This is a genomic window from Lysinibacillus telephonicus, assembly GCF_003966145.1.
Classification (GTDB): domain Bacteria; phylum Bacillota; class Bacilli; order Bacillales_A; family Planococcaceae; genus Ureibacillus; species Ureibacillus telephonicus.
Genome location: NZ_RXNR01000079.1, coordinates 1 through 16,308, shown reverse-complemented (window position 1 = coordinate 16,308; position 16,308 = coordinate 1). Strand labels below are relative to the sequence as shown.

Below are 16,308 nucleotides of genomic sequence, written 5' to 3'. Positions count from 1 at the left end.
CCCGCGGAAAGCGTCCGCCGAAACGGAAATCAACTAACTTATTCAAAAAGGGTTATTAATTTTATTTTAAAAGAAAAAAGACTGTAGGCAAACTCGAATTTTCGAGTTTGTCTACAGTCTGGAATCCGCTCTGGATACAAGCGGATTCTTTTAGTAATTAATCAAATAGCTTTAAAAACTCCCCATAGCCCTCTTCTTCTAACTTCTCTTTCGGTACAAACCGAAGAGCAGCTGAATTAATGCAATAACGGAGTCCACCTAACTCTTGAGGTCCATCTGGAAATACATGCCCTAAATGTGAATCTGCTGTTTTACTTCGAACCTCTACTCTTCGCATACCATGTGATGTATCAAAATGTTCGGTAATTTCTTCTGTTTCAATCGGCTTAGCAAAACTTGGCCAGCCGCAGCCTGCATCAAATTTATCCTTTGAGCTGAATAACGGTTTACCTGAAACGATATCAACATAAATGCCTTCTGCAAAATGTTGATCGTATTCGTTTTGATACGGAGGCTCAGTACCTTGTTGTTGTGTCACATAGTATTGCATTTGTGTAAGCTGTTTTAGACGTTCTTCTTTATTCATGTTAATCCCCCCAATGTTCCTTTATAAATGCTGCACGTCCAGAGCCGATATGATAACGCTCATAGTGCAATGGATTTTTTTTATAATAATGCTGGTGATACTCCTCTGCAGGGTAAAACGGTTTTGCAGGTAAAATTTTTACCGCAATTGGTTTATTAAATTTTCCTGATTCTTCAAGACGCTTTTTTGATTGTTCCGCAATTTCTCTTTGTTCTTCATTATGATAAAAAATCGCAGTTGTGTACGATTCGCCTCGATCATAAAATTGACCTCCCGGATCTGTGGGATCAATTAATTTCCAATACGTTTCAACAATCCTTTCATAAGGAAAAATATTAGGATTAAACGTAATTTGCACCGCCTCTAAATGACCCGTTGTTTCAGAACAAACTTGCTCGTATGTAGGGTTTTCAACATGTCCACCTGTATAACCAGACACTACCTGTTCTATTCCATCCAACTGATCAAACGGTTTAACCATACACCAAAAACAACCACCAGCAAATGTCGCGATCTCTTTACTCATACACTTTCCCTCCTATTCATTTGGAATAATAACCTCTAACAAAATGCGATTATTTTCTAAATCAATTTCCTTCGCTCTCACTCTAGAACCAGAGAGCAATGTAAGCCTCGACAAATCAAGGAAAATTTCTTCTTCATTTGGTCGTACTATAATCCAGACTGGAAATTGAACCGCATCATTCATCAGTTTTAAAACGGTTATTGGTGGTATATTTAGTTTACCAACATTTACTTCAGTTTGCTTTAATTGAATATTGCCATCTTCATTTACAGTAGGTTCAAATTCCATTGAAAAGGGAACCGTTACCCCAAAAATAGTAAGCTCACTATTTAGTCTTATTGCTTTATCCACAATAATGTCTATTGGAAGGGACGGGTTATTTAACTCGTCCGTTAAGTACTTCATTGCAATTTTCTCAACATCTTCTGCTGTTGTTTCTACTAGAAAAACACTATCACTAGGGTTCACTGCATTTTCAGAAGGAATCGGAACTTCTTCTGATGGTGAAATCGCCCAAAATATAAATATTGTAATGAATAAAATAATTGACCCTATTAGAACAAAAAAGGCGACTTTCCATTTATTCATACCGGTTCACTCCTTGCTACCCAAATCCAATTAGAGTATGTATTTTGCATAAATGTGAAAAGGGATAATCTTATTGTTAGGATTATCCTAATGAAACAAGATTAACCCATTCGTAGGATCCTCAATATTACAATTCTTCATAATTGAAACAATTCGTTCCGTCATAATTGTATATCCATAACCATTTGGATGGAAGAAATCTGTATGATACACTAAATTAGCATTAGTATCAAATAAATCCTCCACATCAACAAAACAAGCATTTGGATAGTTTTCAGATACTTCTAAAATCGATTTGTTCCATTCTGATATAATGGACTCAAATTCTGTGATTTCATCTGTAATGACAGAAAAAGGATTATAGAGACCTATTAAAATGATTGGTACATCTGGATTTCTTAAACGAATTTCTTTTATTATTTTATCTATTCGAAGTTCAAATTCAACTAATTCATTATCAAATTCCTCTTTCTTTAAGTTAAAAATATCCTTTTTAACGACTTTCATAATATCATTGCCACCGATTGTAATGGTTATTAGTTGTGAATTCTTTATTTCATTATCATAATGTCCTTTTTCAAGTAAAGCTAGTAATTGATCACTTCTTCTACCCCGTTTGCCTCTATTATCCAACACCACCTCAGAAAAATCAGACCATTGTTCAATTTTCTCAGCTAATCTTTTAGTATACCCACTTTTCCGTTCTTCATCCCCTACACCACGAGTCAATGAATCACCAAGAGCTAAATAATAAATTTTTGTCTCTTCTTGCTCAACTTCTTGAGGTTCTGCAGTATCATCTAACATATATTCTTTTATTATCCCTTGAAATGGATAGGAATATAATTGATCGGCTTTGTCCAATACTCGACTTTCTTTTGTTTTATCTGAAATAGATAATGGTTGCATTGCACTTGATTTAATGTTGTCAGAATTTATTTCGGTAAATTCATTTAGGCCGTTTAACTGATTTATGTCATTTTCGTTTACGAACTTCACACATCCAAGTAAAAAAAAGCTGCATAAAATTAAAACAAAAAACCGTTTCAGAAGTAAATCTTCCCTTCCACATTAATTTCTTGTTTTGATAAAAAGTTTGATCAACAAAAAGTAAAACTACTTCTATTCTATTTACATGAAGAAGCAATTATTTCAGCTATTGTAGTGTGGATATTCCTATCAAAGTTCTTTCTAGTTTACCCCTAAATCAACATTTCCTTCACATTTATCAAAAACGATTAACCAACCAGCTTCAAAATGGGGAGATCAATAAAATCGTTTGCCAACTTCCCCCCTATTTTATACCCCATATATTCCCATTATATGCAACCTGCTGCTTACAAAGTTCTGTCCTATTTCAGCATTAGAAAAAGCGCCAAATCCTTATGCATAAGATTCTGGCACTTTTTTCGTTTGTTATTCATGTTTATAGCTGCAATAATTTCCCTTCTTACAACTTATAGTTTGTAAGCGGTTTCTAATTAACGTGACACTAGAGGAAAAGATATTGTTTCTTACTTATTCAGCAAAATAAATAAATCCAATGGCACCCGGACCGGTATGTGTACTAATAATCGGAGAAGTAAACTTTATTTCAACTTCATTAAATCCGGTTGATTCAATTAATTGTTTTAATGGATTTCCGTAATTCGTCAAGCCATTTGCATGTGAAATCCCAACTGATTTTACAGTTTTCCCCTCAGTATCCTCTTTAAATTGTTTAAATAAATAATTAACTACTTGTTTATGGCTTCTTGCTTTTGAAACGGGTGTATATGCCCCATCGTCAAGTGTTGCAATCGGTTTTATATTTAATAATGAACCAATCATCCCTTTTCCCTTGCCAATACGTCCACCTTTAATAAGGTTTTCAAGTGTATCGACCACAACAAACAGCCTTGTATTTTTTCTTACCTCATCAAGACGGGCAACGATTTGTTCAACGCAAGCCCCTTCATCCCGCAATTTTATTGCTTCACGGATTTGGATTGCTAAACCGATAGCGATGTAGCGAGAATCAATAACTGTTACATCTGAATCTGTTAGTTCTGCGGCTTGTCTGGCAGAATCTACCGTTCCACTCATTGAACCAGTCATATGAATTGAGATAATTTGGTCACCATTTTTACCAAGTTCATCATATAATTCCTTAAATTTTCCTGGTGCAGGTTGTGAGCTTTTAGGTAGTTCCTGTGAATTTTTCATTAACTCCATAAATGCTTCTGGCTCAATATCAGTACCATCTACATAAGTTTTTCCGTCTATCTGAATCGTTAAAGGTACCACTTTAATATCATGTTTTAATAACTCTTCTCTTGTTAAATCACAAGTAGAATCAGTAACAATATGAATTCGTCCCATATGACACATCCTTAAATAGCATAAACTCATTATAATTAGAATTATTTACTACTGTAAACATGACAAATGTAATCATAACCAACACAATTCCCGTTTATTATAAGGTTTCTCCATCTATAGTTTTGTGAAATAATGTGACAAATGACAATGTTTCTCGCATTTTCTTTCTTGTATAGTTAACCTTACAAGGAGTGAATTGAATGAATACAGAAACAGCATTTGATTACAAAAATTGGAAAGAGGAACTTTGGAATGCTATCACACATGGTGTGGGATTGCTAATGAGTATCCCAGCGTGTGTTGCACTTATTCTAATCGCCGTGCAATCTGGTAATAGCGTTGAAATTGTATCCAATTCAATTTTTGGAGCATCTTTAATCCTTCTATTTTTAATGTCAACTTTATTACACAGTATGCCCGAAAAATATAAAAAGATTTTTTCTATTTTAGATCATTCTTCTATATACGTTTTAATCGCCGGTACATATACGCCTTTTTTATTAGTTGCAATTGACGGTGTGTTAGGCATTGTACTACTATGCATTATTTGGTCAATAGCACTATTGGGTATTGTATTTAAGTGCTTTTTTATTAATAAATTTAATACGTTCTCATTAGTTTTATATATTGCAATGGGATGGCTTATAATCTTTGCAATAAAACCTCTTTATGAATTTTTACATTTCGATGGTTTTACTGTACTGCTATCAGGCGGATTATTATTTACATTCGGTGCTATTTTTTATGCTTGGAGAAAGCTGCCTTTTAACCATGCTATTTGGCATCTATTTGTAATAGCTGGTTGTGCATGTATGGTGACTTGTGTTGCTATGTATTTATAAAAAATAACGGAAAATGAAAAAAGCTTGGGTAATCTCCAAGCTTTTCCTTATATTCGTTTCCACCAAATCCTCTATGTAGAAATAGATTTATTGCTCGTAATATAGGTTAATTATTCTTCTTTCTTTTTTTGATAAATGACTAAATAGGTAAAATTATAATCTCATTAACAATAATTACCCAGAAAATGGGCTGAAAATGTCCTAGTCGGCTACTGTCACTTAAGTATCTAGCTTATAATTAAGCCTATTAGAACTAAGATAAGTAAAGTAATTAAAATACTTTTAACTTTATTTTTCTTCCATTGATCCACCACTATGTTAGTCCCCGCAACAATTATCAATGGAGTTCCCAATAATTTCATAATGTTTAGTGTCAATAAATTCCCTAAAGAATCAAGAAAAATGCCTGTTACCAGGAATCCAATAGTGAAAATAAAGCGTGAAGATGTAAATTCTTTTATTACGTCATTTTTTTCTTCTTTGGTCATTTTTAAGTAGGTTATAAGCATCATAATTGCAGGTGTCCCCCACATAATAATAAAAGTAATTAGTGAGTCACTGTTTATGTTCAAATAATCCCTCCCTCAAAAATCTAACTAAATCGAATTGTAATCATCTTATTTCCGGTAACATATTTCCGTCCTAGTTTAAAAACCTAACCATTTTTTCAAAAGACAATTTCCCGGACTCTTTCCTGGGAAATCGGAAAGTTTCTTCTAATTCCGACTTGAAATCCCACGTTTTTCACTTGTCCGACAATTTGCTGAACCTCCATTTCAATACTCAAACTTTTCAATACTTATTAATAAAATCAAAAATTCTTTATATCTATTTATTAGAATAAATTCCAATTAAAAATACTGCTTGAAAAACGACCAAATCACTATGCGATTTGGTCGTTTAATCCATCTGTTAATTTTATTAGTACTAGTAATAAATACAACTAATTACATTTTCATAGTTGTTTGAAACTAACTTTTATACCAAATGCTCTTCTTTTTCTTTTTCAGTTATACTTTCAATTTGTGTAATTGTACTTTTGCCTGAAAAGTTTTCAATTAATTCTTTGACATCAATACCTGAGGAAGCTTTTAATGTTTCCTGTAACGATGCCATTAAGTTCGTTGCATAGGAAGTTACACGATTTGCACCGCCGCCTTCACCATTTCCTGTGTCAACAACTGTAATTTTGTCAATGTTCGATAAAGGACTTGCAATTTCTTTCGCATACTCAGGCATCATTCGAATAATCATATCCAATACAGCTGCTTGACCGAATTGTTCAAATGCTTCTGCAATTTTGCGTTTCGCTTCTGCTTCAGCTAAACCTTTTAATCTAATAATTTCAGCTTCTGTTTCCCCTTGTGCACGTTCAGAATCTGCTTTTGCCAACCCGTCTAAACGAATTTTTTCTGCTTCTGCCTTTGCTAAAGCTTCGATTCTATATTTTTCTGCATCAGCTTGAGCTAGCTCTTTCATTTTCACAGCTGCTGCATTTTGTTCAATTGCATAACGATCTGCATCGGCTTTTTTCTTAACTTCCGAATCGTATTGTTTCTCACGACGCAAAATTTCTTTTTCTTCCAACTCAATTTGTTTTTGACGTTCAATAATTTTTACTTGCATTTCTTGCTCTGTTACTTCTTGTTTCGCTTTTGCTGATTCCAGCTCATACGCTTGGTCTGCACGCGCTTTTGCTACATCCTGCTCACGGCGGAATTCTGCTACCTTTAATTGATTTTCCTTCTCAGCTTCAGCAATTTCTGTTGCACGCTGCAATTCTGCCTTTTGTGCTTCTTTTTCAGCTTCTGCACGTTTAATACGTGTTTCTTTTTCAGCCTCTGCTGTAGCAATATCTGCATCTCGTTTCACTTGCGCAATTCGAGGTTTCCCTAAAGAATCCAGATAGCCATTTTTATCACGAACATCCTTAATCGTAAACGACACAATGACTAATCCCATTTTAGCTAAATCCTGTGAAGCAACACGCTGTACTTCCTGTGAAAATTTATCGCGATTTTTATATATCTCTTCTACTGTCATCGAACCTAAAATGGAGCGTAAATGACCTTCTAATACTTCTTTTGCTTCATTTTCAAGCTCTGACTTATTTTTCCCTAAAAATTGCTCTGCTGCTGTAGCAATTTCAGAAATAGAGCCGCCAATTTTAATAATTGCAGTTCCATCCGCCATTACAGGAACGCCTTGTTCAGTATAAACTTCTGGTGTTGTTACTTCCAGTTTACTAGATAATAAGCTTAATGGTTCAGCTTGTTGGAATACCGGGAACACGAATGTCCCCCCACCACGAATAATTTTTATTTTATTTCCCGACTCATCTTTATGAACATTTTTTGAGCCAAGTGCACTTCCTGTTACAATGAGTGCTTCATCTGGACCAACTGTTTTATATTTCGCAATATAAACAGCAACTATTGCGATAAGGATAAATAAAACAACCCCAATTACGATTATTGTTGACATTCAAATTCCCCCTAAAATTTGTATTGTAATGGTGAATCATATTTCTTTACATAAACCGTTCCATCCTTCGCCTCAATAATAAGTACTTCCTCATCATAATCAATCGCCTCATTATCAAAGCCTGTTGCTCGTTTTGATATTATGCCATTTACTGTTTCGATGACTACTTCTCCAAAACCATCTACTGGTATTGGTACAATCACTTTGCCTACTTGCCCTCCTAAAGAATCCTCCGTGTATGCTAGTGAGACTTCAGCTGCTTTTAATGGAACAAGTAAAAAGTAATAAATTAATGCACTTAAGACTGCTGAAATAAAGCAAGTAAGTATAAGGATATAAAGGCTTGATAATGATGTGAGCTTTTCAAGTAAAAAGCCCCCGGCAGCTGCGATTGTAATAAAGGAAAGGATAACAGCAGGGTCGGTAAATGGTATCCCTTCAAAAACGCCATCTAACATATCTGAAAAGAAGAGGTAAAGAAGAGTAATACATCCCACAATGATCAAAGTGAATAAGTAAATCGTTTCGATTTGATAGCCAAATATCAACAAAATTCACCTCCATTTCCAATTTAACCCTTATAGGCATATATACGGATGGTTTCTGTATAAGTTTCAAAATTTTTCAAAAAATAAAAAAAGTACTTAATTGTATCTAAACAATTAAGTACATAAAATAAAGATTTGTAATATTATTAGCAGTGATTGAAATACTCTTTCTTAGAGGTAGGTTAGCTTCTTTCCTAGGGATTGCATCTTTCAACAATGTTTTTGTTTTATTGTCATAATTTCTGTAATTATAGAAAAATCATTTTGAGCAATTCGATAATTATCTATAACTAGTTTCTCTCATATATGCAGTATGTAAAACTATAGCCTTCATCTGTTTCCACTTTTTCACTTTTCGATACCAGCTTCCATTCTTCTCCATAGGCTGGGAAAAATGTATCTCCTTTAAATTCATGCTCGATTAGCGTTATATAGAGTCTGTCGGCAATATCCAACGCAAGTTTAAATATCTGTTCGCCACCGATGATCATAATTTCTTCGACAACACCTGCTAATTGTATTGCTTCGTCTAAACTAGAGACAACCTCAATTCCTTCCGCATGATAGTTTTTATTTCTAGTAATGACTATATTTCTTCTTCCTGGCAGTGCCCTGCCAATTGATTCAAATGTTTTTCTCCCCATTATCATCGGTTTGCCCATTGTTTGTTGTTTGAAATATTGTAGTTCTCCTGGTAAATACCATGGCATTTTATTTTCATATCCAATAACGTGGTTTATGTCGTGTGCAACAATAAGTGAAATCATCATATCTCTCCTAATTTGTTTACTATGATTATCTTTTATATTTTATACGTTTTTAATCATAATTTTACATTTTTTTTAATATAAATAATTAGTAGACTTTTTTCAGCACTATTAGAGGTTTAATTGAAGCAAAAAAATAGTAAAGGACGTGACACTATGGCAACAATTATCGCGCAAAAACCATCGATACAATTAGAAGGATACCCTATTTATACTGAAATTAGTGATATAGTTTATGAGCAATTAGTCAATAGCAATAATAAATACGTTCAAATTGATTCATCAGCTCATTCCATCACTATAAAACGATCTTTTTTCAAAAAAAATAAACAAGTACAAAACGTCACTCGTTTTTTTATTGAAGCGAACGAGGAAGAAGTAATCATCTATTCGCCAATTAAAAATAGTGACATCCTATTAAACTCCAGTTTTGATGATTCTTTAATAGAATCCAATTTTAAAAATAAAACAATTGCTATTATATTGGAATCCCCGCACATTGACGAATATGAATCAAATGCAGAAAAATTAATCCCAATAGGACCTGCGCAAGGACAGACGGGTAAGAAAATTGAAAAAAATATTGAAAAACTAATAGAACGTTTAAGAGATTTTCATGTAATCGAAGACAATCATCTTTATCGAATTAATATTATAAATGCTGTTAACTTCCAAACGTCTCTTCACTATATTCATGAAAAGCCGCTTAATAATTATTACCGAGAATTGAGAGATAAAATTTGGCTAAAAATGTGGAGTGAAATTCCTCAAATTAAAAATGAATTTTTAAAACATACTTCATCGTTAAAGAAAGGGTCCATCATCATTAATGCATGCCCGAAATCACTAAAACCTTTCGTCAACCTAGAATTCATTCAAAATATTAATAAATACCATCTATTTGAAAGCAATCATCCTACATCTACTGAAAATTGGGTAGATAGTTTATTTAAAATAAATTGAATGATAGTGAAATCATTTAAACACAATAAAAACGTAGTATAAAAACTCTTTGCTGCTCTTCATACTACGTTTTTATTGTGAATAATGAATAATTTATCACTGAGTAAATTTCAAAATTAAAATTCTATATATTTTTTATAGCAATACTGTAGGTTCAAGCTCGTTATCTTTCGATCCGCTCATTATTAAAGACAAAGCCTGTTCCATACTATAGCTGCCTTTTTCTTTGCCCATTATCCACTTCGCAGCATATATTGCTCCTTGTCCAAAAGCTGCCCGATTATGAGATTCATGTACAATTCTTATTGTTTGATTAGGAAGTCCAAATACAACTTCATGTTTCCCAATAATTCCACCAACACGAATTGAATTTACATGCTGCTCTTTATCAAGACCTAATGCATCTGCAATACGAAGAGCTGTTCCTGAAACATCTTTTTTCCCTCTAAAATGTTCTTCAATTATTTCTATATCAGCATTTGGTGCAATTTTTTGTAAAAGTTTTGAGGCTTCCATTAAGAAATTAATTCCTATGGTAATATTAGGAGAATACAAGACGGCTGTTTGGAGAGACAATTGTTTTAATTGATTAATATTTTCTTCCTCATAGTTTGATATTGCCGATACAATTTTACTACCATATTTTACTGCTTCCTTGTATTCATTAACAGCACAAGAGGCAGAAAAATCGATAATCACATCTACATAATTATCTTTATAAAATTCATTAAAATCAACTTCATAAACGTTGTAAATTTTCCCTTCTTTATGGTCAAATCCTAATAATCGGCTTGCAAACTCTCCAATATTATTTGATGACTCACGCATTACCCACTTTAATTCACAATCTTTATCATTAATAATTTCATTTGCAACGACTGAACCTGTTTTACCAAAACCAAATAAACCTATTGATATCGTCAATAAGAAAACCCCTTCCCAACTGTCTGATTTTAAATATAGATAAAAAATTAGATAATAAAAAACTACAGACCATTATCTGTAGCATCATTTAACCTAACAACCATACAATACTAGTTCCTAGTGACGCTTACGAGATAGCTGACGGATTCGGACTATATTGCCCTACACTTACGTGATTCACCCCGAAAAATTAGTTCTCCCATTCCATTTCTGGATTCAGCGATTTGTATAATATTGTTAAACTTGTATTTTTTATCTATATATATAACGATAGCATAAAAAAAATCTCCCAACAAGGAAAATGTACCTGTCACTCAAAGAACCAAAAATTTGGAGCATGAGTTCAGGTACATGAAAAAATTACGGTTTTAGGACAAACTTTATACTATTTTCTTCGTTATCGTGGAATAATCGATACGCATCGCTCGCCTGTTCTAATGACATACGATGTGTAATAATATCCGTTGGGTCAATTTTTCCTTTAACAATCATGTCATAGAGCATTGGCATATAATGAATGACTGGTGCCTGACCCATTTTTAATGTTAAATTTCGTTCAAACAGTCTACCTAATGGAAACAAATTATATCTGGCACCATAAACTCCTGTTAGTTGAATCGTTCCAAATTTACGGGCAGCCTTTGCAGCAATTTCAATCGCGCTCAACGTTCCACCTTGTATTTTCAACTTTTGTTCCACTTTTTCTAAAATATTTAGCTTTCCGTCCATCCCTACGCAATCAATTACAACGTCCACTCCGCCTTTTGTAATTTCACGTATTTGCATGCCCACATCTTCAAATTCATCGAGATTAAACGTTTCAACTTTATTTGTTTTCTTTGAATGATTTAGGCGGTAATTTAGTGCATCAACTGCAATAACTCGACTTGCTCCTTTCATCCATGCAAATTTTTGAACGAGTAGGCCTACAGGACCAGCTCCTAATACAGCGACTGTATCTCCTTTTTTTACACCCGCGTTTTCAACACTCCAATAAGCGGTAGGTAAAATATCTGAAATAAATAAAAGGGATTCATCTTCTAGTTCACAGGATTCAGGCACTTTAAATGGAACAAAATTACCATATGGAACCCTTAACAGTTCCGCTTGACCACCAGGGTAGTTGCCATATCTTTCTGTATAACCAAAAAAGCCTCCTGAATCTACCTCAGGAAAATCATTCGAGTTATCGCATTGGCTTTCCATATCATGCTGACAAAAATAACATTCACCACAAGATACATTAAAAGGAATAATTACTCTATCCCCCTTTTTTACCTTTGTCACTTCTGGTCCAACATCTTCTACAATCCCCATCGGTTCATGCCCAATGACAAAACCTTTCGTCGTCGGCACACTGCCGCGATAAATATGCAAATCCGACCCACAAATTGCTGTAGAGGTAATCCGTACTATAATATCATCTGGTTTTTGAATTTGTGCATCTGGTACATCTTTTACGGCAACATCTTTAATTCCTTGATAAGTAACTGCCTTCATGTTATTTCCTCCTTCATTTATGTCTGTTTCTATTTTGACCAAAGACAGAAGAAAATAACGAACGATTCTTGGACAATAAAAAAACTCTGCAGAGATTTCTCTCAAAACAGAGTGTTAATGTGTTAAATTCAGAATTGTTTATGTACCAGGTACATTTTAAACAGCTACTGGAGCTTTAATAGCAGGATGTGGATCATAGCCTTCAATCGTTAAGTCTTCCAACTCGATTTCAAAAATTGATTGTTTATCTGGATTGATTTTTAATGTTGGGAATGGACGTGGATCACGTGACAACTGCTCTCTTACTTGCTCCATATGATTTGAATAAATATGAGCATCACCAATGGAGTGAACAAATTCACCAACTTCTAATCCACATTCATGAGCTATCAAATGTGTTAATAATGCATAGGAACTTACGTTATAAGGAACTCCCAAAAATTGATCTCCACTGCGTTGTGTAAGCATACAACTTAATTTTCTATCTGCTACATAAAATTGGAACATTACATGACATGGAGGAAGTGCTGCCTTGCTGTCCTTGCCGCCTGCATTAATAACATCCTCTGGGTTCCAAGCATTTACGATGATTCTTCTAGAATCAGGGTTATTTTTAATTTGATTAATGGCATCACTTAATTGATCAATTCTTTCCCCATTAGTTGCTGTCCAATTACGCCACTGCTTGCCGTAAACGTTACCTAAATCACCATATTTTTCAGCAAAAGCGTCATCTTCTAAAACACGTTGACAAAATGCTTTAAGTTCCTTTTGATATAGTTCATTAAAGTTCTCATCAACTAAACAGCGTCTTCCAAAATCCGTCATATCTGGCCCTTTATATTCGTCCGATTCTACCCAGCGTTTAAATGCCCATTCATCCCAAATATGATTGTTATTTTGGAGCAAATAACGAATGTTTGTATCACCTTTGATAAACCACAACAATTCACTTGCGATTAATTTGAATGCAACTCGTTTTGTTGTAAAAAGCGGAAACCCTTTACTTAAATCAAAACGCATTTGATAACCAAAAACGCTCATAGTTCCAGTACCAGTTCTGTCTTCCTTTTTTATACCATTTTCCAATGTATATTTTAATAAATTTAAATATTCGTGCTCAGGATGTCTGTCCAATCTAATCACCTCTTCACTATTATAAAGGCAAAATTAAATTTTTTGTTTGATAAATCGCTATTAATTCTTTTTTGTTTTTATATTTTAGCTAGAGTTGTTTTAATATGCGTCTAACAACCTAATTTTCATCGTATAAAACAGATTGCTTTAAAAATAAACCAAAAATGGATAAGCTAATGTTTATAGAGCTAATTGGTTAGCTAGGAATTGAATGTAGGAGGAGAAATAGATGAACCAAAAATACAAAGAATTACTATCACCATATACTTTTGCAAATGGAATTGAATTGAAAAATCGAATTGTGATGGCGCCGATGACGAACTATTCATCTAATCCAAATGGAACTGTAACAGATGCAGAGGTCAACTATTATGCCCGCCGCTCAAGAGGTGTTAGCATGGTAATTACTGCTTGTGCTTATGTAACACCAAATGGTAAAGGGTTTCATGGTGAATTTGGTGCAGACAATGATGAAATGATTCCGAGCTTGAAGCAATTAGCAGATGCCATCAAAGAACAGGGAGCCAAAGCAGTACTCCAAATTTTCCATGGAGGAAGAATGTGTCCCCCAGAGCTAGTACCAAACGGAGAAATCGTAAGTGCCAGCGAAGTACCAGCTACAGGTTCAACAAATACTCCAAGAGCATTATCAGAGTCAGAAGTTGATGAAATCATTGATGCCTTCGGGGAAGCGACTCGTCGTGCAATTGAAGCTGGCTATGATGGTGTTGAAATTCACGGTGCGAACGGCTACTTAATCCAGCAGTTCTTTTCACCCCACTCTAACCGCCGTGAAGATCGCTTTGGTGGAAGTTTAGAAAAAAGAATGACCTTCCCTTTAGCGATTGTAGATAAAATAAAAAACGTAGTAGCAGAGCATGCAGAATCGAATTTCATCATCGGCTATCGTTTTTCACCTGAAGAATTAGAAACGCCTGGAATAACAATGTCAGATACATTTGCATTAGTGGACGCATTAGCAGATAAAGGTTTAGATTATCTACATGTGTCATTGAATCAATTTTTCTCAACACCTAGAAGAGGGGTAGACGATTTATCAAAAACTCGTATAGACTATTTGCTTGAAACAATTAATAATCGAATTCCCCTTATTGGCGTAGGTTCGATTCAGACTGCTGAGGATGCCAAAATGGCCCTAGACACAGGAGTTTCGTTAGTCGCACTGGGAAGAGAAATCATTATTGATCCTGATTGGGTCCAAAAGGTTGCGGAAGGAAAAGAAGCCGAAATTGTTACGAAGCTTCAAAAGGACAAGCAAGAGGAATTGGTCGTACCAGATCCACTATGGAATGCAATTATAAATACGCCTGGCTGGTTCCCTATTGCATAATTAACAGAGCGGACTTCAAGTAGTCCGCTCTCAATTTAGTTTACCTCGAGTTTCTTATTCACTTTTTCCCTCACAAATGATTTTATTAGACCGTACTTTTAGCTGAATCTTATTTTACAATTTTCTTACATTTACAGCCCGACGTGACTGTTCTTTTAAATTGGGGTTTTCTTCAAGGTCAAATAAAACCATCTCACCTTTGTTAATTAATCTGAACCCTTCCATTTAATACTACTGAAATGTACCCAAACACGGGCCTCCCCTTTAATTGATATCCAAGCCCCAGCCTTTTTCTTCATAGAAGATTTTACATAAGACCCCCCAATTTTAACTATCAAGCTTATTGCTCTTAAAATGAACAAAATAAAAAATGGATGTCCCAACTAAAAATGAAATATCCCATTAAACAACATGAACACCATAACGATGCTCATAACTATTTCTACCATTATGCTTTACATAATATAGCGCATCATCCGCTTCATTAATGCAATCGGTAATATGACCAGGATTTGTAATTTCCATGGTACAAGCTCCGATGCTTACTGTGACAAACTCATTAATATGTGAAGAACAATGATCAATTTTTAATTTGTTTACTTTCTTTCTAATTTTGCTGCAAATATTTTCTGTCGTCTCAACTGTTTGATTTACTAGCAGCAATACAAATTCTTCCCCACCCCACCTCGATGAAAAACAGCTAAATTCATCAGCAATATCATATAATAGTTGTCCAATTTTCACTAATACACTGTCACCTTGAGTATGACCATAAGTATCGTTGTATAATTTAAAACAATCAACATCTACCATAATCACTGATAAATTGTATGGTTTTTCCTTAACCCGTAATTGAAGATCTTTTAAATATTCGTTATAGCCTCTTCGATTATATAAATTTGTTAACGGATCTAAGGAAACTTGCAATTCTAATTTTCGATTTGCTTCTCGAAGCTTTTTGGTCAAATTTCGTGAAAGACGTGCTTCCTTCATTAATTCGATTTGAAATTTTATTGATCGCTCAAAAGAATAATAAAACGAACGTGAAATAAAGTAAGTGATTGGAGCTAACGATAAAAGGTAAATAAGCTGCAATTTAAAATTCGAATCAATACCATTTTGCAAATAAAGCCCAATTAATAAGATGCTGCTCGAAATGGAGATTGGTACTGTAACTTGTATCGTTTTTAACACTAAAAATGAACTACAAACAAATAAGGTTAAAGTATAGATTAGTAGAGGATTATAAATATCGTAATTTGCAAAGGAAATACAAGCGCCTATGGAAATAAACAAAGTAACATATGCACTTACAAATATGTCGACTTTTTTTATATTTTCTTTCGTAACATGTATTTTTCGAATATCAAGTAAGTAAAAAATAAAAAGATTAAAAATAAGAAATATTAAATAATGAATAAGTCTTAATGAATTTGAACTATTAAAATTAAAAAAAGAAATATTTGATAAAATATTCATATTTAAAAATAAAACTACTATGAGAATAGTAAAAATTTTATTTATAAGACTTATTTTTTGGAGATTATGCTTTAATATTTCTATTTTCATTAATAACGAATCATTTTCCATGTCGTTATTCAAATGTTATATCCTCCCTCTATAAATGTTGATATATCAACGGTTTGACCCGTTTTATCTAATAGAAAAAATATTTTTTAAAGAATAATATTTTAGTATTTTACAATACTTCAATTCATTTACAGTTTGAGG

16 protein-coding genes and 1 riboswitch are annotated in these 16,308 nt (G+C 33.8%); of the genes, 3 read left to right on the top strand and 13 right to left on the bottom strand.

The features are described 5' to 3' along the window. Positions 1-157 precede the first annotated feature (157 nt). From msrB to EKG35_RS17990, 5 genes are all read right to left on the bottom strand, one after another. On the bottom strand, positions 158-586 hold the full coding sequence (gene msrB / locus EKG35_RS18010) for a peptide-methionine (R)-S-oxide reductase MsrB (RefSeq protein WP_126295926.1): 429 nt from the start codon (positions 584-586) through the stop codon (positions 158-160). A 1-nt stretch (position 587) separates the two neighbouring features. Continuing rightward, positions 588-1,112, bottom strand: coding sequence for a peptide-methionine (S)-S-oxide reductase MsrA (gene msrA / locus EKG35_RS18005; RefSeq protein ID WP_126295925.1), 525 nt, complete (start codon positions 1,110-1,112; stop codon positions 588-590). 12 nt (positions 1,113-1,124) lie between these two features. Continuing rightward, positions 1,125-1,700, bottom strand: a complete 576-nt coding sequence (locus EKG35_RS18000; protein WP_126295924.1) for a YpmS family protein — start codon at positions 1,698-1,700, stop codon at positions 1,125-1,127. A gap of 87 nt (positions 1,701-1,787) precedes the next feature. Then, on the bottom strand, positions 1,788-2,699 hold the full coding sequence (locus EKG35_RS17995; RefSeq protein ID WP_126295923.1) for a GDSL-type esterase/lipase family protein: 912 nt from the start codon (positions 2,697-2,699) through the stop codon (positions 1,788-1,790). Positions 2,700-3,218: 519 nt separating this feature from the next. After that, positions 3,219-4,061, bottom strand: a complete 843-nt coding sequence (locus tag EKG35_RS17990) for a DegV family protein (protein ID WP_126295922.1) — start codon at positions 4,059-4,061, stop codon at positions 3,219-3,221. A gap of 200 nt (positions 4,062-4,261) precedes the next feature. On the opposite strand from EKG35_RS17990, the gene trhA reads away from it, so the two are divergent. After that, positions 4,262-4,903, top strand: a complete 642-nt coding sequence (gene trhA / locus EKG35_RS17985) for a PAQR family membrane homeostasis protein TrhA (protein WP_126295921.1) — start codon at positions 4,262-4,264, stop codon at positions 4,901-4,903. Between the two features lie 227 nt (positions 4,904-5,130). On the opposite strand, the gene EKG35_RS17980 is transcribed toward trhA, so the two are convergent. From EKG35_RS17980 to EKG35_RS17965, 4 genes are all read right to left on the bottom strand, one after another. Next, positions 5,131-5,475: a hypothetical protein gene (locus tag EKG35_RS17980; protein WP_126295920.1), complete on the bottom strand. Its 345-nt coding sequence runs from the start codon at positions 5,473-5,475 to the stop codon at positions 5,131-5,133. 406 nt (positions 5,476-5,881) lie between these two features. Then, positions 5,882-7,387, bottom strand: a complete 1,506-nt coding sequence (locus EKG35_RS17975) for a flotillin lipid rafts scaffold protein FloT (protein WP_126295919.1) — start codon at positions 7,385-7,387, stop codon at positions 5,882-5,884. A gap of 11 nt (positions 7,388-7,398) precedes the next feature. Next, positions 7,399-7,938, bottom strand: coding sequence for an NfeD family membrane protein (locus EKG35_RS17970; protein WP_185807811.1), 540 nt, complete (start codon positions 7,936-7,938; stop codon positions 7,399-7,401). Between the two features lie 287 nt (positions 7,939-8,225). Continuing rightward, the gene (locus tag EKG35_RS17965) at positions 8,226-8,702 is read right to left on the bottom strand and encodes a dihydrofolate reductase (protein ID WP_126295918.1); all 477 of its coding nucleotides are present in this window, start codon (positions 8,700-8,702) and stop codon (positions 8,226-8,228) included. Between the two features lie 156 nt (positions 8,703-8,858). Here EKG35_RS17965 and EKG35_RS17960 point away from each other — a divergent pair, with 156 nt between their 5' ends. Beyond that, a complete protein-coding gene (locus EKG35_RS17960; protein ID WP_126295917.1) occupies positions 8,859-9,665 on the top strand; it encodes a hypothetical protein in 807 nt (268 codons plus the stop codon). A gap of 135 nt (positions 9,666-9,800) precedes the next feature. On the opposite strand, the gene EKG35_RS17955 is transcribed toward EKG35_RS17960, so the two are convergent. The 3 genes from EKG35_RS17955 to EKG35_RS17945 form a co-directional block, all read right to left on the bottom strand. Then, a complete protein-coding gene (locus EKG35_RS17955; protein WP_221766338.1) occupies positions 9,801-10,589 on the bottom strand; it encodes a 4-hydroxy-tetrahydrodipicolinate reductase in 789 nt (262 codons plus the stop codon). Positions 10,590-10,698: 109 nt separating this feature from the next. Next, a riboswitch (cyclic di-AMP (ydaO/yuaA leader) is annotated at positions 10,699-10,821 on the bottom strand. 128 nt (positions 10,822-10,949) lie between these two features. Beyond that, a complete protein-coding gene (locus EKG35_RS17950; protein WP_126295916.1) occupies positions 10,950-12,089 on the bottom strand; it encodes a zinc-dependent alcohol dehydrogenase in 1,140 nt (379 codons plus the stop codon). A gap of 156 nt (positions 12,090-12,245) precedes the next feature. Further along, complete coding sequence (locus tag EKG35_RS17945; protein ID WP_126295915.1) at positions 12,246-13,226, bottom strand: thymidylate synthase; 981 nt, start codon at positions 13,224-13,226, stop codon at positions 12,246-12,248. A 229-nt stretch (positions 13,227-13,455) separates the two neighbouring features. Here EKG35_RS17945 and EKG35_RS17940 point away from each other — a divergent pair, with 229 nt between their 5' ends. Beyond that, complete coding sequence (locus EKG35_RS17940) at positions 13,456-14,577, top strand: NADH-dependent flavin oxidoreductase (protein WP_126295914.1); 1,122 nt, start codon at positions 13,456-13,458, stop codon at positions 14,575-14,577. A 402-nt stretch (positions 14,578-14,979) separates the two neighbouring features. Here the strand turns inward: EKG35_RS17940 and EKG35_RS17930 are convergent, their stop codons facing one another. Continuing rightward, on the bottom strand, positions 14,980-16,179 hold the full coding sequence (locus EKG35_RS17930) for a GGDEF domain-containing protein (RefSeq protein WP_126295913.1): 1,200 nt from the start codon (positions 16,177-16,179) through the stop codon (positions 14,980-14,982). Positions 16,180-16,308: the final 129 nt, after the last annotated feature.